Source organism: Paraplanobispora siamensis, from assembly GCF_016863175.1.
GTDB lineage: Bacteria > Actinomycetota > Actinomycetes > Streptosporangiales > Streptosporangiaceae > Planobispora > Planobispora siamensis.
Genome location: NZ_BOOJ01000049.1, coordinates 26,561 through 44,492 on the forward strand (window position 1 = coordinate 26,561; position 17,932 = coordinate 44,492).

20 protein-coding genes and 1 pseudogene are annotated in these 17,932 nt (G+C 71.1%); 4 read left to right on the plus strand and 17 right to left on the minus strand.

The genetic code is table 11. The features are described from left to right. Window positions 1-3: 3 nt before the first annotated feature. The 9 genes from Psi01_RS28200 to Psi01_RS28240 form a co-directional block, all read right to left on the minus strand. A complete protein-coding gene (locus Psi01_RS28200; protein WP_204067150.1) occupies window positions 4-1,020 on the minus strand; it encodes an MCE family protein in 1,017 nt (338 codons plus the stop codon). A gap of 6 nt (window positions 1,021-1,026) precedes the next feature. After that, complete coding sequence (locus tag Psi01_RS28205) at window positions 1,027-1,896, minus strand: ABC transporter permease (RefSeq protein WP_204067151.1); 870 nt, start codon at window positions 1,894-1,896, stop codon at window positions 1,027-1,029. Beyond that, window positions 1,893-2,702, minus strand: coding sequence for an MlaE family ABC transporter permease (locus tag Psi01_RS28210; RefSeq protein WP_204067152.1), 810 nt, complete (start codon window positions 2,700-2,702; stop codon window positions 1,893-1,895). The genes Psi01_RS28205 and Psi01_RS28210 overlap by 4 nt, the downstream gene beginning before the upstream one ends. Before the next feature lie 200 nt (window positions 2,703-2,902). Continuing rightward, window positions 2,903-4,321, minus strand: a complete 1,419-nt coding sequence (locus Psi01_RS28215; protein WP_239128088.1) for an aminopeptidase P family protein — start codon at window positions 4,319-4,321, stop codon at window positions 2,903-2,905. A 138-nt stretch (window positions 4,322-4,459) separates the two neighbouring features. After that, complete coding sequence (locus Psi01_RS28220; RefSeq protein ID WP_204067154.1) at window positions 4,460-5,728, minus strand: ABC transporter substrate-binding protein; 1,269 nt, start codon at window positions 5,726-5,728, stop codon at window positions 4,460-4,462. Between the two features lie 2 nt (window positions 5,729-5,730). Continuing rightward, on the minus strand, window positions 5,731-6,852 hold the full coding sequence (locus Psi01_RS28225) for a branched-chain amino acid ABC transporter permease (RefSeq protein ID WP_239128089.1): 1,122 nt from the start codon (window positions 6,850-6,852) through the stop codon (window positions 5,731-5,733). Beyond that, window positions 6,845-7,735, minus strand: a complete 891-nt coding sequence (locus Psi01_RS28230; protein ID WP_204067155.1) for a branched-chain amino acid ABC transporter permease — start codon at window positions 7,733-7,735, stop codon at window positions 6,845-6,847. The genes Psi01_RS28225 and Psi01_RS28230 overlap by 8 nt, the downstream gene beginning before the upstream one ends. Next, a complete protein-coding gene (locus tag Psi01_RS28235; RefSeq protein ID WP_204067156.1) occupies window positions 7,732-8,556 on the minus strand; it encodes an ABC transporter ATP-binding protein in 825 nt (274 codons plus the stop codon). The genes Psi01_RS28230 and Psi01_RS28235 overlap by 4 nt, the downstream gene beginning before the upstream one ends. Before the next feature lie 19 nt (window positions 8,557-8,575). Then, window positions 8,576-9,403, minus strand: a complete 828-nt coding sequence (locus Psi01_RS28240) for an ABC transporter ATP-binding protein (RefSeq protein WP_204067157.1) — start codon at window positions 9,401-9,403, stop codon at window positions 8,576-8,578. A 185-nt stretch (window positions 9,404-9,588) separates the two neighbouring features. On the opposite strand from Psi01_RS28240, the gene Psi01_RS28245 reads away from it, so the two are divergent. The 3 genes from Psi01_RS28245 (at window position 9,589) to Psi01_RS28255 (ending at window position 11,626) form a co-directional block, all read left to right on the plus strand. Beyond that, complete coding sequence (locus Psi01_RS28245; protein ID WP_204067158.1) at window positions 9,589-10,788, plus strand: PucR family transcriptional regulator; 1,200 nt, start codon at window positions 9,589-9,591, stop codon at window positions 10,786-10,788. 86 nt (window positions 10,789-10,874) lie between these two features. Further along, entirely contained in the window at window positions 10,875-11,303 is a 429-nt protein-coding gene (locus Psi01_RS28250) for a CBS domain-containing protein (protein WP_204067159.1), read from the plus strand. 68 nt (window positions 11,304-11,371) lie between these two features. After that, window positions 11,372-11,626, plus strand: coding sequence for a Smr/MutS family protein (locus Psi01_RS28255; RefSeq protein ID WP_068922814.1), 255 nt, complete (start codon window positions 11,372-11,374; stop codon window positions 11,624-11,626). Between the two features lie 38 nt (window positions 11,627-11,664). Here the strand turns inward: Psi01_RS28255 and Psi01_RS44590 are convergent. The 7 genes and pseudogenes from Psi01_RS44590 to Psi01_RS28290 all read right to left on the minus strand — a co-directional run. Then, a pseudogene (locus Psi01_RS44590) lies at window positions 11,665-11,862 on the minus strand (site-specific integrase); the annotation flags it as partial. 21 nt (window positions 11,863-11,883) lie between these two features. Further along, a complete protein-coding gene (locus Psi01_RS28265) occupies window positions 11,884-12,267 on the minus strand; it encodes a hypothetical protein (RefSeq protein WP_204067160.1) in 384 nt (127 codons plus the stop codon). Between the two features lie 354 nt (window positions 12,268-12,621). Beyond that, on the minus strand, window positions 12,622-13,290 hold the full coding sequence (locus Psi01_RS28270; protein ID WP_204067161.1) for a PTS-dependent dihydroxyacetone kinase phosphotransferase subunit DhaM: 669 nt from the start codon (window positions 13,288-13,290) through the stop codon (window positions 12,622-12,624). After that, the gene (gene dhaL, locus Psi01_RS28275) at window positions 13,287-13,928 is read right to left on the minus strand and encodes a dihydroxyacetone kinase subunit DhaL (RefSeq protein WP_239128090.1); all 642 of its coding nucleotides are present in this window, start codon (window positions 13,926-13,928) and stop codon (window positions 13,287-13,289) included. Before dhaL ends, Psi01_RS28270 begins: the two co-directional genes overlap by 4 nt. A gap of 1 nt (window position 13,929) precedes the next feature. Further along, the gene (gene dhaK, locus Psi01_RS28280; protein WP_204067162.1) at window positions 13,930-14,922 is read right to left on the minus strand and encodes a dihydroxyacetone kinase subunit DhaK; all 993 of its coding nucleotides are present in this window, start codon (window positions 14,920-14,922) and stop codon (window positions 13,930-13,932) included. Continuing rightward, window positions 14,919-15,332, minus strand: a complete 414-nt coding sequence (locus Psi01_RS28285; protein WP_204067163.1) for an STAS domain-containing protein — start codon at window positions 15,330-15,332, stop codon at window positions 14,919-14,921. Before Psi01_RS28285 ends, dhaK begins: the two co-directional genes overlap by 4 nt. A 278-nt stretch (window positions 15,333-15,610) precedes the next feature. After that, on the minus strand, window positions 15,611-16,036 hold the full coding sequence (locus Psi01_RS28290) for an ATP-binding protein (RefSeq protein WP_204067164.1): 426 nt from the start codon (window positions 16,034-16,036) through the stop codon (window positions 15,611-15,613). A gap of 635 nt (window positions 16,037-16,671) precedes the next feature. Here Psi01_RS28290 and Psi01_RS28295 point away from each other — a divergent pair. Further along, window positions 16,672-17,418: a GAF and ANTAR domain-containing protein gene (locus tag Psi01_RS28295; protein WP_204067165.1), complete on the plus strand. Its 747-nt coding sequence runs from the start codon at window positions 16,672-16,674 to the stop codon at window positions 17,416-17,418. A gap of 57 nt (window positions 17,419-17,475) precedes the next feature. Here the strand turns inward: Psi01_RS28295 and Psi01_RS28300 are convergent. Next, window positions 17,476-17,932: PAS domain-containing protein (locus tag Psi01_RS28300; RefSeq protein ID WP_204067166.1), on the minus strand; the 457-nt coding region annotated here is incomplete at its 5' end.

Below are 17,932 nucleotides of genomic sequence, written 5' to 3' on the forward strand. Positions count from 1 at the left end.
GGCTCACCCGCCGTTCGAGGAGCCGCAGGCGCCGATGAACAGCTCGCATACGTCGGTGGCGACGAAGGCCTCCATCTTGAGCTGGTTGGCGCCGCCCGGACCGCGGGCCGAGACCAGGTCGTTCAGGACGTTCAGGATCTGGTTCAGCCCGCGTACGCCGTCGCCCGCCAGGCCGAGCTGCGCGTAGATCAGGGCCGCCGCGCGCTCTCCGGCGTTCACCGCGGCCCGGAGGTCGTCGCGGTGGGTGCGCAGGCCGTACGCGCTCAGGCTGGACAGCTCGTCGAACTCCCGCATCAGCGCGCGTATCTTGTCGGCCCGCTCCAGCAGGCCGGGGGTGAGCACGTTGACGTCGGAGGCGATGCCCACGACCTCGTCGCCCTTGTCGGAGAGGCTTTCGCTCAGCGCCGCGGCGTCGCCGATGAAGCGCTGGAAGTCCTCGCGGTGCCGGTGCGCGACGCCGACGACCTTCCCGGAGCTGTCGATGATCTCGCCGATCCGCGGGCCCTTGCCGTCCAGGCCCCGGCCCAGGGTGTGCACGATGGTGGTGACGTCGGCGGGGTCCACCGCGCCGAGCCCCTCGTAGGCGTCGGCCAGGGAGTCCGACAGGTCGACCGGCGCCCGGGTCCTGGTGATGACCGCCCCGGCGCCCAGGTAGGGGCCGGTGGTCTCCCCGGCGCCGAGGACCAGGTCGACGAACTTCGGGCCGAAGACGGAGGTCGGCTCGATCGCGGCGGTGACGGTCTCGGGCACCTTGATCCCGGGCTCCACGTGCATGGTCACCACCGCCCGGCCCCGGGCGTCCAGGGTCACCGAGCTGACCCCGCCCACGGTGATGCCGCGGATCTTGACGGGCGAGTTGGTGTCCAGGCCCTGGCCCGCCCGGGTGAAGACGGCCGACAGCATGACGCCGGCGTGGTTGGCCGTGCTCCGGACGATGACGACGAGCGTCAGGACGGTGACGACGATCACGACCACCGAGATGGTCAGCCTGACCGGCAGGGGGACCTCACCGCGGGCCATCGCCGCTCACCCCGTCAGCTTCACGCCGCTGCCCTGACCCCAGAACAGGTAGGACAGGAGCAGGTTGAGGATGATCACGGTGACGATCGACTGGCGGATCGCCCGCCCGGCGGCGATGCCCACGCCCACCGGGCCGCCGGTGGCGTTGAAGCCGTAGTAGCAGTGGATGCTGATCACGGCGAAGGCGAAGACGACCACCTTGAGCACGCTGTAGACGATGTCGATCACCGGCAGGCCGAGATAGAAGTAGTAGTCGTAGACGCCCGGCGCCATGCCGAACAGGGCCGTGCACATCAGCCGGGTGGCGAAGAAGCTGGCGAACAGCGCGACCAGATAGACGGGGATCAGCGCGATCAGGGCGGCCACCACCCGGGTGCAGATCAGGTAGGTGAAGGCGTTGATGCCCATCACCTCCAGCGCGTCGATCTCCTCGGAGATCCGCATGGCGCCGAGCTCGGCGGTGAAGGACGAGCCGACCTGGGCGGCCAGCGCGACCGCCGCGATGATCGGGGTGATCTCCCGGACGTTGGCGAAGCTGCCGACCAGGCCGATGAACGCCTCGGCGCCGATCGCCTGCAGGCCCTGGTAGCCCTGCAGGCCGACGGTGGCGCCGACCGCGAAGGCCATGGTGAAGGCCACGAAGATCATGCCGCCGCCGATGACGGTCGCGCCGACGCCCACCACGACGTCGCTGACCTGGCGGAGCACGACCTTGGTGAACTTGGCCCGCAGGATGATGTCGCGGACCGAGTAGAAGACGACCCGCCACAGGAAGATCGGCCAGTCCGACAGCGAGGCCAGGCGTTCCGTGCCGTCGCGCAGCGCGCCGTAGGCCCGCTGGCCGGCGGTGCGGGCTCCCGCGACCGGCGCCGTCACAGCGACCTCGGCGGGTAGGCCAGGAAGTAGATCATCGTGATCACGTAGTTGACGGCGAACACCAGCATGAAGGTGACGACCGTGGACTGGTTGACCGCGCGGCCCACGCCGACCGGGCTGGTCTGGCAGGTCATGCCGAAGTAGCAGGACATGATCGCCGCGATGAAGCCGAAGATCCACGCCTTCAGGAGCGTCACCAGCAGGTCGCTGGTGACCAGCAGGGCCACCGCCCCGTCGAAGTAGGCGCCCGGCGTGACGCCCTGGACGACCACGTTGAAGAAGTAACCGCCGCTCGCCCCGGAGACGATGACCAGCGGGACCAGCAGCACCGCCACGGTGCTCGCCGCCCACAGCCGGGGGGTGACCAGGCGGTGGATCGGGTTGACCGCCATGACCTCCATGGCGGCCAGTTCGTCGCGGATGTTGCGGGCGCCGATGTCGGAGGTCATGGCCGACCCGCCGGCCCCGGCGATGAGCAGGGCCGAGGCCATCGGGGCGACCTCGCGCACCAGGCCGACGACGACGGCGCTGCCGGTGGCCGAGGAGGCGCCGAGCTGCCAGGCCAGCTCGCCCACCTGGAGCGCGACGGTGGCGCCCAGCGGCAGGGAGACCAGGAGCACCGGCAGGCTGGTGACCTTGGCCAGGAACCAGCACTGCTGGACGAACTCCCAGAACCAGGCGCGGACGTCCCAGGTACGGCGGAAGCCCTCAAGAGCGATCACCGACATGTCCCCGACGCGGCCGAGCACGTCGGTGGTCCTGCGGGCGACGTAGCCGCTGACCGCGTCGCGCCCGCCCTCCGCCATCAACCCGCCGCCCGCTGTGCCATGACCACCCCGGAATCCGCTCCTCCGACCATGGATGAGCCACCTTACTGACGGGTAGTCCAGTAAGTCGATGCTTCCCCGGGAATTTGAGGAAAAGGTATGAGGCCCAGGTCACAACTTGTCAGGGCCCCACACTTTTCGCAGGTGAACGCGGAAAACGGCGGCGCGGGGCGGGGCCGTCAGCCGCTCAGGGAGGCCATCCAGCTCTCGATCCCGCCGGGGTCGCGGGGCAGCGCCGCCGACATCAGGCGGGCGCCGTCGGCGGTGACGACCAGGTCGTCCTCGATCCGCACGCCGATGCCGCGCAGCTCCGGCGGGAGGGTCAGGTCGTCGGGCTGCAGATACAGGCCGGGCTCGACGGTCAGCACGTGCCCCTCCTCCAGCAGCCCGTCCAGATAGACCTCCGCGCGGGCCTTGGCGCAGTCGTGCACGTCCATGCCGAGCATGTGGCCGCTGCTGCACAGGGTGTAGCGGCGGTACAGGCCGCTGCCGGGCTCCATCGCCTCGTCCGCGCTGATCTTGAGCACGCCCCAGTCGTGCAGGCCCTCGGCGATGACCCGCATGGCGGCCAGGTGGAAGTCGCGGAAGCGCGCCCCCGGCCGCAGGGCGGCGATGCCCGCGTCCTGGGCGGCCAGGACCAGCTCGTAGACCCGGCGCTGGACCGGGTCGAAGCGGCCCGAAAGCGGCAGGGTCCTGGTGATGTCGGCGGTGTAGAGGTTGTCGGTCTCCACCCCCGCGTCGAGCAGGAGCAGGTCCCGCTCGTCCAGGCGGCCGTCGTTGCGGATCCAGTGCAGCACGCACGCGTGGGCGCCGGAGGCCACGATGCTGTCGTAGCCGGTGGCGTTGCCCTCCAGCCGGGCGCGCAGGCCGAAGACGCCCTCCAGATAGCGCTCGCCGCGCCGCTCGCCCAGGGCCCGGGGCAGCGCCCGCACCACGTCCTCGAAGCCGCGGGCGGTGGCGTCCACCGAGAACTGCAGCTCCGCGATCTCCCACTCGTCCTTGATCAGCCGCATCTCCGACAGGAACGTCTCCAGCTCGCCGTCGCCGTCGTGCGGGGCGACCCGGCCGTCCACCGAGGCGTCCACCCCGCGCAGCACCCGGGCGGGCCCGGCCAGCGCGTCGCCGAGCCGGTCGATCGGCGCGCACTCGATCTGGTAGAGCGCCTCGGCCTCGGCCAGGTCGGGACGGCGGCCCACCCAGAACTCGCCGTAGCGGCGGTCGCGGTAGAACTCCTGGCCGGCCGTCCCCGGGGCCGAGCGGGGCGAACGCGGGCGCAGGAACAGCGTGGCCGCGCCGGAGGGCTCGACGACCAGGACGTCGTCGGGCTCCTGGTCGGCGGTGAGGTAGGTGAAGGCGCTGTGCGGGCGGAACCGGTAGTCGCTGTCGTTGCTGCGGACCTTGAGGGTGCCCGAGGGGATGACCAGCCGCTCGCCGGGGAAGCGCGCGGCCAGCGCCGCGCGGCGCTTGGCCGTGTAGGCGGCCAGGGGGAGGGCGGCCAGGCCGGAGCGGTGGGTGTCGTCCCACCCGGTCTCCATGAAGGCGGCCAGGGCGTCGGAGATCGGCAGGTCGTGGCTGCCGGTGTTCAGCTTCTCGGTCATGGTGTCCCCGGGAGCGATGGTCTGTGGTATTTCACACATTACTCGGGGATGACCTGATCGTTCCCGGGGCCGGGTACGGCCCGCGCCCCACTGTAGGGGGTGCGGGCCGCATCCGGCCGCCCGGGGGAGGGTGAGGTGTCAGCCCACCGGGACCTGGTACTCCTTGGCGAGGTCGGAGACCGCCGCGTCCTTGAAGGTCACCGAGCCGCCGAGCGCGTCCTTGTCGGGCTTGGCGACGTAGGACCGCAGGGAGGCGGGCTTGTCGAAGACGGTGAAGTCCATGACGCCGCCGTACTCCTGGCCCCAGGCGTTCTGGCTGCGGTGCGCGTTGACCACGCCCGCCCTCGTCAGGTCCTTGTTCTCGCAGGCCTTCTTGAGCGCGTCGACGACGATGGCCGCGGCCGAGTAGCCGGCCGAGACACCGCTGTCGATGGCGTCGTTGGGGTACTTCGCCTTGTAGTCCTCGGCCAGCTTCTTCATGGCGGGCAGGTCCGAGCTGATCGGGGCGCCGCCGGTGATGTAGTAGAAGTCCTTCAGCAGCGCCGGGCCGGCCGGGGTGGGCAGCAGCTGCGGGGAGTAGGCCGAGTTGCTGCCGACGAACGGCACGTCCATGCCGCCGGCCAGGGAGACGCCGACGAGCGAGGCGGTCTGGCGGGGGCCGACGGAGACCAGGATGGCCTTGACGCCCGCCTTCTTGAACGCGGTGACCTGGGCGGTCATATCCTGGTCGGTGGCCTTGATCTTCTGCTCCACCAGCTCCAGGCCGAGCTTCTCGGCGGCGTACTTGGAGCCGTTGAGGGCGCTCTCGCCATAGTCGCCCTCGAAGTACAGGTGCCCGATCTTGTCGCCGGACTTGATGCCCTTCTCCTTGGCCAGGAAGTCCACGCCGTTGATCATGTCGATGTCGTAGGTGGTGGCGGTGACCTGGATGGGCTTGCTGCCCAGCAGGTTGGTGGCCCACGCCTGCGGGATGGTGAGCATCTGGTCGGCCTCGATGCGCTGCTTGATCGCGTTGACCATGGGGGAGCCCACGACGTGGGCCAGCGCCACGACCTTCGGCCCGATCTCGGTGTAGGCCGAGACGGCCTTCTGCACGTCGTAGCCGTGGTCGCGCACGACGGCCTCGAGCTGGCGCCCGCACACGCCGCCGGCCTGGTTGGTCTGCTCGAAGTACAGCTGCTGGGCGTTGGTCAGGCTCTTGCCGAAGGAGGCGTAGGGGCCGGTCAGGTCGGTCATGAGGCCGATCGAGATCTTGTCGGCGGTCACGCCGGGGCCGACCTTGACCCCGTCGCCGGAGGCCGCGGCGTCGCCTCCGCCTCCGGTGGCCTTCTCGCTGGCGCAGGCGGTGACGGCCAGGGCGAGGGCGGCCAGGGCCGCCACCCGCCGGGAGTTGCGTGAGATTCCCATGGTCAGTTCCTTGTCTCAGGGGTGGGGGTGAGGGAGTGCTTGGGCGCGGCGGCGGCCGGGAGCCGGTTGCCGATCCGCAGGCGCAGCTGGGTGATCAGGCCGAGGAGCCCGCCGGGCAGGAAGAGCACGACCACGACGACGGCGAGGCCGTACAGGATCTGGGCGGCCTCGGCGGCCCCGACCCCCTCCTGTCCGGGCTGGACGATCAGGGGCAGGGCGTCGCTGTAGCGGGTGAGCAGCCGGGGCAGCATCGAGACGAACACCGCCCCGATCACCGCCCCCGCCACCGACCCGAGCCCGCCGATGATGATCATGGCGAGGTACGCCAGGGCGAGCAGGAGGCCGAAGTAGTCCGGCACCGTCTGCTGGAAGACCAGCGCGATCAGCACGCCGGCCAGCCCGCCGTACATGGACGACAGCACGAACACGCCGGCGCGGTAGCGGGAGACCGGCACGCCCATCACCCCGGCGGCGATCTCGTGGTCGCGGATGGTGTTCATGGCCCGGCCGGGACGGCCCCGCAGCACTCCGCGGGCGAACAGCCCCGCGCCGAGCAGCAGGATCGCGCCGAGGAACCACAGCCGCTCCAGCGCGCCGAACGGCACGCCCGCGATCACCAGCGGAGCCTCGGGCGTGTCAGCGAAGACGAACCCGAACAGCTCCATGGGCGGCACCGGCCTGCCGTTGTGGCCGCCGGTCACCGGCGTGGCGTTGGTCATCGCGAACTGGCCGATGAAGATCAGCGCCAGGGTGGCGATGCCGAGGTAGGCGCCCTTCAGCCGGGCGGCGATGGGGCTGAACAGCCCGCCCGCCACGCCGGCCAGCAGCACCGCCAGGACGGCGGCCAGGGGGGTGGGCAGGCCCAGCCCGCCCAGGGCGTGGGCGCCCCCTTCCTGCGGCTCGGAGGCGAAGTAGACGTAACCGAACGCGCCGACCGCCAGGAAGAACGCGTGGCCCATGGACAGCTGGCCGGTGGCGCCGGTCAGCAGGTTGAGACCGATCGCGCCGATCGCCGCGGCCATCGCGAACAGCCCGTCCTGCAGCCAGGAGGCGTCCAGGTAGAACGGGATGACGACGGCCGCCGCGGCCAGGACGGCCGACCAGAGGATGGTGCTCCTAGACACGGGCCAGCTCCCTTGTCCCGAACAGACCCGCGGGGCGGATGAGCAGGATGATGATCATGACGAGGAACGGCGCGACGTCGCCGAGCCCCCGGCCCAGGAAGACCAGCTCGCTCTGGTAGCCGCCGACCAGCGACTCGGTGACCCCGATGATGAGCCCGCCGGCCAGGGCCCCGGTGGTGGAGTCCAGGCCGCCGAGGATCGCGGCGGGGAAGGCCTTCATGGCGGTGGCCGTCACGGTGCGGTCCAGGCCGGGCGTGGGGAAGATGCACATGAAGAGCGCGGCCAGGGCGGCCAGCGCCCCGGCCACCGCCCAGGCCCCCATCGACACCCGGCCGCGCCGCACGCCCATCAGGGCGGCGGTCTCGGAGTCCTCGGCCGTGGCGCGCATCGCGATGCCCCAGTTGGTGTACTTGAACGCCAGCAGGAACAGGGCGATCACCAGGCTCGCGGTGACCAGGGCGGCGATCCGGGCCAGCGGGATGTTGACCGCCCCGATGTGCAGCACCTCGCTGCCCCACGGGTCGCCCAGGGCCAGCACCTCGGTGCCGATCTGCCGGGTCAGCTCCGTGGTCAGCACGATGTCCACGCCGATCGTGACGATCGCCAGGATGCTGTGCGAGACCACATTCGCCCGGCGGATGACCGCGAACTCGATCAGGGCCCCCAGGGCCGCCGCCCCGGCCAGGCCGAGCAGCAGGGCGAGCCAGAAGCCGAGGGACTCGTGCGTCTTGGCGACGATGAACCCGCCGACCAGCAGCAGCGAGGCGTGGGCGAAGTTGACCACCTCGGTCGCCTTGAAGATGATGACGAACCCCAGGGCGATCAGGGCGTACACCGCCCCGATGGAGATCCCGTTCACCAGGAGTTCGAGAAAAGTCGTCACGGAGCGGCCTCCTCGGTCTCGCTCGTCGCACCCAGGTAGGCCCGGATGACCTCGGGGTCGTTCTGCACGGTCTCGGGCGGGCCGTCGGCGATGCGCCTGCCGAAGTCCAGCACCGTCACCGCGTCGGCGAGCCGCATCACCATGCCCATGTCGTGCTCGACCAGCAGGATCGAGATGCCCAGGCTCTCCCGGACGGCGATGATCAGCTCGGCCATCTCGCGCCGCTCGCCGCCGTTCATGCCGGCCACCGGCTCGTCGAGCATCAGCAGCTTGGGCTCCATGCACAGCGCCCGCGCCAGCTCCACCCGCTTCTGCACGCCGTACGGCAGCAGCCCGACGGGCATCGCCAGCTGGGGGGTGAGACCGACGAAGGCGGCGATCTCCTCCACCCGCTCACCGTGCCGGGCGGCCTCCCGGCGGGCCGAGGGCAGGCGCAGCCCCGCCGAGACGAACCCCGCCCGGGTCAGCCGGTGGCGTCCGAGCATCAGGTTGTCGCGCACCGACAGGCGCGGCGAGAGCGCGATGTTCTGGAAGGTGCGCGCCATGCCCAGCGCGGCGATGCGGTGCGGCGGCAGGGCGGTCAGCTCGGCGTCGCCGAAGCGCACGCTGCCCGAGGTGGCGCGGTAGACGCCCGACAGCACGTTGAAGCAGGTCGACTTGCCGGCGCCGTTCGGGCCGATGACCGCGTGCACGCTGCCCGGCTCGACGGTGAAGCTGACCGCGTCGAGCGCGACGAGGCCGGCGAAGCGCACGGTGACGTCGCGGACCTCCAGCTTCGGGATGGACGGTTCCATACCGTCCGGTTGGTATGCGTCGCTCATGCGAGATCCCCCGAAAGTGTCATGCCGTCCACCTGGTCAGCGCAGGGCGGATCGAAGGCGCACCGCTCAGCAGGGCCTCGTCACGGTCGTCTCCGATGCCCAGATAGCGGCGGCGCACCTCGTCGCTCTCGGCCAGCTCCGCCGCGGGCCCGGAGAGCACCACCCGGCCGACCTCCAGCACGTAGGCGTGACCGGCCAGGGACAGGGCCAGCGCGGCGTTCTGCTCCACCAGCAGCACCGTCGTGCCCTGGGCGTTGATCTCCCGGACGGTGTCGGCGATGCGCAGCGCCATCATGGGCGCCAGGCCCAGGGTGGGCTCGTCGAGCAGGAGCATCTTCGGCCGGGCCATCAGCGCGCGGCCGATGGCGAGCATCTGCTGCTCTCCTCCGGACAGCAGGCCGGCCCGCTGCCGGGCCCGCTCGGCGAGCACCGGGAAGAGCGTGAGCACGCGCTCCCTGGCCTCGGCGGCGGCCCTGCGGTCCCTGGCTCCCAGCGCCCCGGCCCGCAGGTTCTCCTCCACCGTCATCCTGGCGAAGACCTTGCGGCCCTCGGGCACCTGGACGACGCCGTGCGCGACGACCGCCGAGGTGGACGCGCCCGACAGCCTCCGCCCGCCGAAGGCGACCGCCCCGGCGCCGATCCCGCCCCGGTGGAACCGGAGCGTGCCGGATATGGCGCGCAGCAACGTGGACTTGCCCGCGCCGTTGCCGCCGAGCACCGTGACCACGGCACCGCGCGGAACGTCCAGGGAGACTCCGCGCAGAGCCGTCACGGGGCCGTAGTTCACCGCCAGATCCCTGACCGTCAGCCCGGAGTCTCCGGGCGGTCCGGGGTCGTGGACGTTCATGTGTGCCTCCTGACAACCGATGGAACGCACCCAACCCAGGCTGTTCACCGTCAGTCCAGAGGGCCGGGGGAAGTCGGGACTGGCGCCCACGACGGACCGGTGCCCGTTGTGCGTCAGCACAGCCGAGGATCACGAAAGGGAACAGAACCTTGTTCGGCTGCGGGGACGCCTGACACCATTGCCCGATGGGGATCCGGACCACCACCGACGACGAGGTGCGCAGGATCATGCAGCTGGCCGCCCGCCGGCTGCTGGGGCGGCTTCCCGAGCTCACCGACGAGCTGGTCGCCAGGACACGCGACACCGACGAGGCCTACCGGAGGATGGTGCCCACCGACGACCACTGGCAGAGCGTGTACGAGGCCATGCGGGAGGGCATCGGCGCGATCCTGCTGCCGGTGTCGGAGCGGCGGGACCTGCAGCAGGCCGAGAAGACCGCCCTGCGCCGCGCCGAGCAGGGACTGCCGATGGACTCGCTGCTGCGCAGCTACCGCGTCTCCGCCCAGGTGATGTGGGACGGGCTGGTCGGCGTCATCGCCGAGGAGGAGCCCGACAGCCTGCCGGTGCTCATCCGCGGCGCCACCAAGGTCTGGAACGCCGTGGACCGGCAGGCGGTCGCCGCCGCCGAGGCCTACCGCCGCCGCGAGGCCGAGATGTTCGGCCGCACAGCCGAGCGGATCCAGGCCCTGCTCGACGCCCTGCTGGAGGACCGGGCCGACGCCACCCTGGTGCGCAGCGCCGCCGCCGCGCTGGACCTGCCGGAGCTGGGCCGCTACGCGGTGGTCATCACCCGCCTGCCCGGCCGTGACGACCACGCCGCCGACGGGGCCCGCCCGGCGAGCCTGGGCGCGATGCGGCTGCTGTGGCGGATGCGCCCCGACTACGAGGTGGCGGTCGTCCTGCTCCACGACGAGGAGATGGACACGCTGGTCGGCGCCCTGCGCCCGCACGTCACCGGCTGCGCCGGGATCAGCCCGGCGGTCGAGGGCCTGGGCGAGCTGGGCCGCGCCCGCAGGCTCGCCGAGCTGGCCCTGCGGACCTGCACGGGGGAGGGGCCCGAGATCGCCCGCCTGGAGGACCGGCTCCCCTCCGCCCTGGTGGTCAGCCAGCCCGAGCTCGCCGGGCACCTCAGCGCCGCCGTGCTGCGGCCGGTGCTGGCCCTGGACCCGGCCGACAGGGAGGTCCTGCTGGGCACCCTGGAGGCGTGGCTGCGCTGCGAGGGATCGGCGATGCGCGCGGCCGGCCAGCTGTACTGCCACCGCAACACCGTCTTCAACCGCATCCGCAGGATCGAGCAGCTCACGGGCCGTTCTCTGGCGCGCCCGCTGGACATCGTGGAGATCTCCCTCGCCCTCGACGCCGTCCGGCTGCTGGCCGCCAATTGAGGTTTACCGGCGGGCGCGCTTAGCCGCAGCCGCGACGGGGAAGATAGCGATACACACCTGAGCCGGGCCGAACCGAGGTGATGTCCATGCTTATCGGGACGATTCTGAAGGGCAAGGGGTCCCATGTGGCGACCGTCCGCCCTGACGCGACCGTCGACGAGTTGCTGACCGTGCTGGCCGACAACAACATCGGCGCCGTGGTGGTCTCCGAGGACGGGTCCTCGATCGCGGGCATCGTCTCCGAACGCGACGTGGTACGTCGCCTCCACGACCGCGGCGCGGAGGTGCTGAACGCGCCGGTCTCCTCCATCATGACGACCGAGGTGCGCACCTGCCCGCCGGACGCCAACGTCGACCACCTCCGCCAGGCCATGACCACCCACCGGATCCGGCACGTCCCCGTCGTGACCGACGGCCGCCTGGTGGGGATCGTCAGCATCGGCGACGTGGTGAAGAGCTCCATCGAGATCCTCGAGACCGAGAAGGCCTCCCTGGTCGACTATCTCCACCGGTGACCGAACCGGCCGCCCTGCCACCGCTCCCGCGTGCGTAGACTGTCCCGACACGCTGCGCGGGAGGCCTGGTGAAGCTCAAGCTGGATCTCCACCCCATCTACAACCGGGGCGGAGAGATCGACAAGGCGCTGCGGGGGATCATCGACGAGGCCATCAGGAAGCGGGCCACCGAGGTCGAGATCATCCCCGGCAAGGGCTCGGGCCAGCTCAAGAAGAAGGTGCTGCGCTTCCTGGAGCAGAAAGAGATCAAGGCCCTCTACCACCGCATCGACAAGGACGCCAAGAACCACGGCCGCCTGTTCGTCTACTTCCGCTACAAGTGACGGTGCACGGTCTCTATCTGGAGTGATGCCCCGGACGATCACGTCCGGGGCACATCCAGGGCACACGTGCCATCGGCGAATAAGACGTCCATGGCCCGCCCTGCCCGCTCGGTCGCACTGGGCATCAGGTGGGTGTACGTCCGCAGAGTGAAGCCGGGATCGCTGTGCCCGGGGTACTCGGCGACGGTCACGATATCGACGCCGGCGGCGAGCCACGCCGACGCGGCGGTGTGGCGGAGCTTGTGGCACCCATGCTCCTACTCGATCGGCGCTTCCGTCGGCGGACTTTGATACTCCCGGGCCGTCCGCCGATCCTCCGATGCAGCCCTACGATGCCGATCGGCTCGCCCCTGATGCGAGACCCTGTCCTCAACCCCGGCCAACACCTCAAACCAGGACGCCGCCCGTTCATGCGCCTCGGCCGCCGACAAATGCGCCTGCACCATCCGCGTCTCGGCCATCGCCCGATTGATCTCCGCCTGCTGCCTGCGCGCCTCGGAACGGGCCACACGCTCGGCGAGGATTTTTTGTCGCTTCCTCAGCTCAGCAAGCCGTACCGCAGCCTCCGCAGCCCGCTTCGTGGCCGCCTGCGCTTGCATGCGCGCCGCCTCTATCAGGGCTAGACGCTCGTCAGGGCCCATCCTCCGATCGTCACACACACACACGAAAAAACAGGAGCCACTCAGCCTCCGGCGGGGGCCTCGGCTCCGGGATGATCGCGATTCACCGAGCCGATGACCGTAGGTGGCTGAGGGAAAGCCTGATCGTCCCGTCTGCCGCGTTCCAAGCAGAGCCCAGCAGCCCGACTCCTCCGGCTCAAGCCCGTCTGTGCTCGCCGGCGTCCGATGATCGAGGAACGTCTATCGGCTGGGGGACACACGAAGACGGGCTTGATCCTCCGTCGCCGGCCCGCTGCAAGTGATCCGGCCTGCCCGGTGAACGATCCGGCCCACGCCCTCCGGGTTAGGCGTGGGCCGGTGTCCGGAGGGGGCGGGTCAGAGCTTGCGGAAGTTCCGGGCCTCCTCGGCGGCGGCGAGTACGGCCTGCAGCGGCGCGCCCGAGCCCGCCGCGACGGCGGCGGCGATCGCGCCCTCCACGAACGGCACGTCGGCGACCACCGCGCGGGGTCCCTCGAACAGCCGCGCGGTCAGCACCGAGCCGCCCAGGTCGGGGATGAGCACCACCCCGTCGCCCCGGTCCGCCTTCTCGACCGCCGCGGCGACCAGGTCGGCACTGGTGCCCAGCCCGCCGTCCTCGGTGCCTCCGGCGGCCACCAGCGGGACGTCCAGCCCGCAGATGCCCGCCACCAGCGCCGCCACCTCCACGGCCAGCGGACCGCTGTGGGAGACGAGCACGATGCCCACCGCCGCGGGGACCCGCCGGTGCTCCGGTCCGGGGGAGGGCGCCGGAGAGGCTTCCGGGGAGGCCCCCGCAGAGGCGGAGCCCGCCGGGCCGCCCCCGTTCACCGGGCCCCCCGGGGTGTCGCCGTTCCGATGGTGCTCTGAACTGTCACCGTTCAGGTGGTGTCCCGGGGTGTCGCCGTTCAGGTGGCGCCCCGGGCTGTCGCCGTTCAGACGGCCCGTCGGGGTGTTGCCGTTCCGGTGGTTCGCCGGGGCGGCGCCGTAGGGGTCAGAGGGGTCAGAGGGGTCGTGGGGACGGCTCATCGGGTCACCGCCCGGTGCAGGGCCGAGACGATGAGGGCGGCGGAGGTGGCGCCGGGGTCCCGGTGGCCGATGCTGCGGGGGCCCAGATAGCTGGCCCTGCCCTTGCGCGCCTGCATCGGGATCGTGGCCTCGGCCCCCTTCCCGGCCGCCTCGGCGGCGGCCCGCAGGGCCTCGGCCAGCTCCCGCCCGGTGAGGTCGTCCCGGTCCCGCGCGGCCCGCGCCAGCGTCTCGACCGCCGGGGTGAGCGCGTCCACCATGGTCTTGTCGCCCTCGGCGGCCGACCCCAGCTTCACCACCCCCGCCAGCCCGGCCTCCAGCGCCCCGGCCAGATCGGCCGCGGAGACGGCGGGCGCCTCGCCCAGCGCCCTGCCCGCCTCGCGGAAGGCCGTGCCGTACAGCGGCCCGGAGGCCCCGCCGACCTTGCGGATGAGCGTGGTGCCCACCAGGGTCAGCAGCGCCCCGGGGGTCGCCGGAGCCCGATCACGCACCGCCTGGAGCGCCGCGTCGAAGCCCCGCTCGAGGTTGGCGCCGTGGTCGGCGTCGCCGATCGCGGCGTCGAGCCGGGTGAGCATGTCCTTCTCCGCCCGGACGGAGCCGGCGATCTCCTCGATCCACAGGCGGAAGGGCTCGATGTCCACCTCAGCGGCCCCAGCGCAGGGCCGGCGTCTGGACGGGGGCGTCCCACAGGCGGGTGAGCTCCTCGGTCAGGTGGCAGACCGTGACCGAGAACCCCTGCATGTCGAGGCTGGTGACGTAGTCGCCCACCAGGCTCCGTACGGCCCGCGCCCCCCTGTCCGCCAGGGCGTCGGCCACCTCGGCGAAGGTGACGTAGAGCTCGATGAGCGGCGTGCCGCCCATGCCGTTGACCATGACCAGGACGTCTCCGGAGACCGGCAGGTCCTCGTGGAGGGCGTCCACGGCCAGGCGGACCAGCTCCCGGGCCTCGCGCATGGGGCCGCGGGAGCGGCCGGGCTCGCCGTGGATGCCCACGCCGAGCTCGACCTCGGTCTCGCTCAGCTCGAAGGTGGGCTTGCCGGAGACGGGAGTGGTGCAGGCGCTCAGCGCCACGCCGAAGGACCGGCTGCGGGCGTTGACCTCGCGGGCCACCCGCGCCACCTCGGCCAGCGGCGCGCCGGTCTCGGCCAGGGCTCCGGCGATCTTCTCCACGAAGACCGTGGCGCCGGTGCCGCGGCGGCCCGCCGTGTGGAGCGAGTCGCGGACCGCGACGTCGTCGTCCACGAGCACGCTCGCCACCTGCATGCCCTCCTCGGCGCACAGCTCGGCGGCCATGTGGAAGTTCAGGACGTCGCCGGTGTAGTTCTTCACGATGTGCAGCACTCCGGCCCCGCCGTCCACGGCCGCGCCGGCCTCGATCACCTGGTCGGGGACGGGGGAGGTGAAGATCTCGCCGGGGCAGGCCGCGTCGAGCATGCCGTACCCGACGAAGCCGGCGTGCAGCGGTTCGTGCCCGGAGCCTCCTCCGGAGACCAGCCCCACCTTGCCGGGACGCGGTCCGGAGGCGCGGAACACGATGCGGTTGCCCGGGTCCACCCGGAGATCGGGATGCGCGGCCGCGACCCCGCGCAATGCGTCGGTGACCACCGACTCTGCGCTGTTGATGAGCTTCTTCACAGATTGAACCTGTTTCCGCCGACGATGAGGTACAAGCCGTATCCGCCGGTACCGGCGGAGGCGTGTTCGGGCGGAGGACGGCGCTGGGGCCCGTCGAACGGGGCGGCGGCCTCCGGGCACACGGGGAAGAAAGACGTCAGCTCGGTCATGGAGATGACTGAGGAGACGGCGGGCGAGGCGCCGCAGATAGCCAGCCGTGTTCCCCGCTCGGTGGCGTGCCGGCGCAGGATGATGAGCGCGCCCAGGCCGCAGGCGTCCATGAAGGTGACCTCGCTGAGGTCGAGGACGAGCGTGCCGGGGCGGGGCCGGAGCAGGCGATCGACGTAGTCGCAGAGCTCCGGCCTGGTGGCGATGTCGAGCTCGCCTGTGACCGTGACCAGAACAGAGCCGTCCGAGTGCTGCGCTGCCATCCGGAAGGATTCCATGGGCGTGTCCCCGCGTGTTACTGAGGGTGAAGACGCATGGAGGGAGGACCTCCGGGCACCCATCCCGGATGGCGATCTCTTCTCGCCGCGTCGCTTGCAGGCCGCGGGGTCTGGACGGCTGAGGGGCTGCGATGTCTGTAATGCACTGAAAAGTGCAAATTATCGCATTGAGTAATCAACTAGCTCCGGAACGGAGTATAGGGAGTCCAGATCGGATCAGCCAGCCATTCCACGAAACCTCTCAACGATTTGACGGGTTTCCGTCAGGCCGGAACCCGCAGCCCGTCCGGAGGGGGACCGTCCAGCCGGAACGCTATCCGCAGGGTCGTCCCCTGCGGGCCGGTCGTGAAATCGGCCGAGTCGCTGAGACGGCGGATCAGCCAGATGCCGCGGCCGCCGGGCGCGTGGTCGGAGGGCGGGTCGTCACCGTCGAAGGACGTGACCGGTATGCCGGGGCCGCTGTCGGTTATGTCGCAGATCAGGAGGCCGCCGACGGCCCACATCCGGATCAGGCCCCGGCCGCCGGCGTGTTTGACGACGTTGGTCATGGCCTCGTAGACGGCCAGGACGAAGTCTCCGCGCCGCACGCCTTTCAGGCCGTGCGCCGAGGCGTAGTCGGTGACGGCGCCGCGCACGGTGTTGATCTTTTCCTGGGTGAACTCCCAGGTCGTGACCGTGTAGGCGATCATGTGTCCACGCTCGTCCGAAGGGGCGGGGGCGCCGGGCCGGATGCCCGCCCCCGCGGGGCATCCGGCTGCGCGATCACGCCTGGAGGTCGCCGGTCACAAGCCGTTCTGCGGCGTGGTCGCTCCTGCGGAAGACGAAGGGGATCCCGCGCATGCGCGTCGGCGACGTCGCATGGAGATCCGGATCCGGCGGGAGGGCGTCGTCACGGAGATCGTGAGGGAAGGTGTCGTCGCGGACGGATGTTCTCGTTTGTCGCCCGGACGCGTGGTCCTGAACCCGGACGGTCGGCTTGCTGGTCATCGAAGCGCCACTCCTCGCCGGCATTCAGTGGAGGCTCTGAAGCGGTCATGGAAGGGCTGTGGGATCCGGCGCGCCGGGTCCGCCCATGACCGCATCGCCTCGACGCCGCGGGGTCTGGACGGCTCCAAGGGTGCGACCTTCGCACTCATCCAAATGGTGCGAATTGTCGCATAAGATGCTTAATTTACTTTGAAAACCCTATTTTATGCGCTGACGTTGACATTTGCCACAGATGCCGACGTAGGATCGGCACGTTTCATGCAAGAGGCTGCTGCATCCGGTTTCATTGGGGGTACGTAGAGCGTACCCCTCCAGCCTCAGCTCCCGAGGAGACGAGATGAGACTCTCCGACCGGCGTGCGGGCCGAGTCCTCGTGGAATTGGCCGACACCCTGGTGAATGACTTCGACATCATCGACTTCCTGGACACCCTCACCCATCACAGCGTGGACCTGCTCGGCGTCACCGCCTGCGCGGTCCTGCTCGCCGATCCCGAGGGTCCGCTGAGCATGGTGGCCGCCTCCAACGAGGAGGCGCGGGTCCTGGGGCTGTCCCAGCTGAAGCGGAAGGAGGGGCCCACCCTGGAGGCCTACCGCGCCCGCGCCCCGGTGCGCTGCCCCGACCTGTCGGCCGCCGGCGGCCGCTGGCCGCGCTTCGCCCCCGCGGCGGTGGGGGCCGGGTTCGCCGCGGTGGACACCCTGCCGATGCGCCTGCGCGAACAGGGCATCGGCGCCATGAGCCTCTTCCGCACCTCGCCGGGCCCGATGGACCCGGAGGCGGCCGGGTTCGGTCAGGTCATGGCCGACATGGCCACCATCGGCATCCTGCACCGCCGCGCCGTACGGCATCACGAGTCGGTCACCGAGCAGCTCCAGCTCGCCCTGAACAGCCGGATCATGATCGAGCAGGCGAAGGGGCTGCTGGCCGGGCGGCTGAACCTGGCGCCCGAGCGGGCCTTCACCGTGCTGCGCGGCTACGCCCGCGCGCACAACCTCAAGCTCACCACCGCCAGCCGGGCCCTCATCCAGGGCGAGCTGTCCATCCCCATGCCCGGCGAGGCGGTCGGCTCGCGCTCATCCGGCTGACGCAAGGGTGACGCGGGCACGGCTCCTCTCACCCGCGTCGTCCCCCGCCGCGCCCGGTCACTCCTCGGTGACCAGGTTCATCACCATGATCACGCCGTGCAGGGCGGTGCCCTCGGCGTTCAGGCGGGAGAACTCGACGTCGAGCCGGGTGACCCGGCCGCGCCGGTTGACGGCGTTGACCACCGCGCCTCCGACGCGGCCGTTGCCGGCGCTCTGCGCGCTCTCCAGGGCCAGGTGCAGGTGGGGGAGGATGTCGTCGACCGGCATGCCGATGTCGAGACCGGTGAGCTGGCGGCCGATGGCCTCCTCCGGGCGCAGCCCCCACAGCTCCTCGGCCCCCGGGCTCCAGACCAGCACGCGAAGGTCGCTGTCGACCACGACGACCGCGTCGCCGAGGCTGCGCACCACCGAGGAGATGAAGTCGTTGGCCCGGTCGAGTTCGGCGCTGCGGGTGTTCAGCACCTCGTTGATCTGCTGGAGCTCGTCGTTGGTCGACTGCAGCTCCTCGTTCATC

Bases quoted from the DNA above. Each gene is read 5' to 3' on its own strand.
- Psi01_RS28200 (WP_204067150.1), bottom strand. From the start codon at position 1,020: ATGGCCCGCGGTGAGGTCCCCCTGCCGGTCAGGCTGACCATCTCGGTG.
- Psi01_RS28210 (WP_204067152.1), bottom strand. From the start codon at position 2,702: ATGGCGGAGGGCGGGCGCGACGCGGTCAGCGGCTACGTCGCCCGCAGG.
- Psi01_RS28215 (WP_239128088.1), bottom strand. From the start codon at position 4,321: ATGACCGAGAAGCTGAACACCGGCAGCCACGACCTGCCGATCTCCGAC.
- Psi01_RS28220 (WP_204067154.1), bottom strand. From the start codon at position 5,728: ATGGGAATCTCACGCAACTCCCGGCGGGTGGCGGCCCTGGCCGCCCTC.
- Psi01_RS28235 (WP_204067156.1), bottom strand. From the start codon at position 8,556: ATGAGCGACGCATACCAACCGGACGGTATGGAACCGTCCATCCCGAAG.
- Psi01_RS28240 (WP_204067157.1), bottom strand. From the start codon at position 9,403: ATGAACGTCCACGACCCCGGACCGCCCGGAGACTCCGGGCTGACGGTC.
- Psi01_RS28245 (WP_204067158.1), top strand. From the start codon at position 9,589: ATGGGGATCCGGACCACCACCGACGACGAGGTGCGCAGGATCATGCAG.
- Psi01_RS28250 (WP_204067159.1), top strand. From the start codon at position 10,875: ATGCTTATCGGGACGATTCTGAAGGGCAAGGGGTCCCATGTGGCGACC.
- Psi01_RS28265 (WP_204067160.1), bottom strand. From the start codon at position 12,267: ATGGGCCCTGACGAGCGTCTAGCCCTGATAGAGGCGGCGCGCATGCAA.
- Psi01_RS28270 (WP_204067161.1), bottom strand. From the start codon at position 13,290: ATGAGCCGTCCCCACGACCCCTCTGACCCCTCTGACCCCTACGGCGCC.
- Psi01_RS28285 (WP_204067163.1), bottom strand. From the start codon at position 15,332: ATGGCAGCGCAGCACTCGGACGGCTCTGTTCTGGTCACGGTCACAGGC.
- Psi01_RS28290 (WP_204067164.1), bottom strand. From the start codon at position 16,036: ATGATCGCCTACACGGTCACGACCTGGGAGTTCACCCAGGAAAAGATC.
- Psi01_RS28295 (WP_204067165.1), top strand. From the start codon at position 16,672: ATGAGACTCTCCGACCGGCGTGCGGGCCGAGTCCTCGTGGAATTGGCC.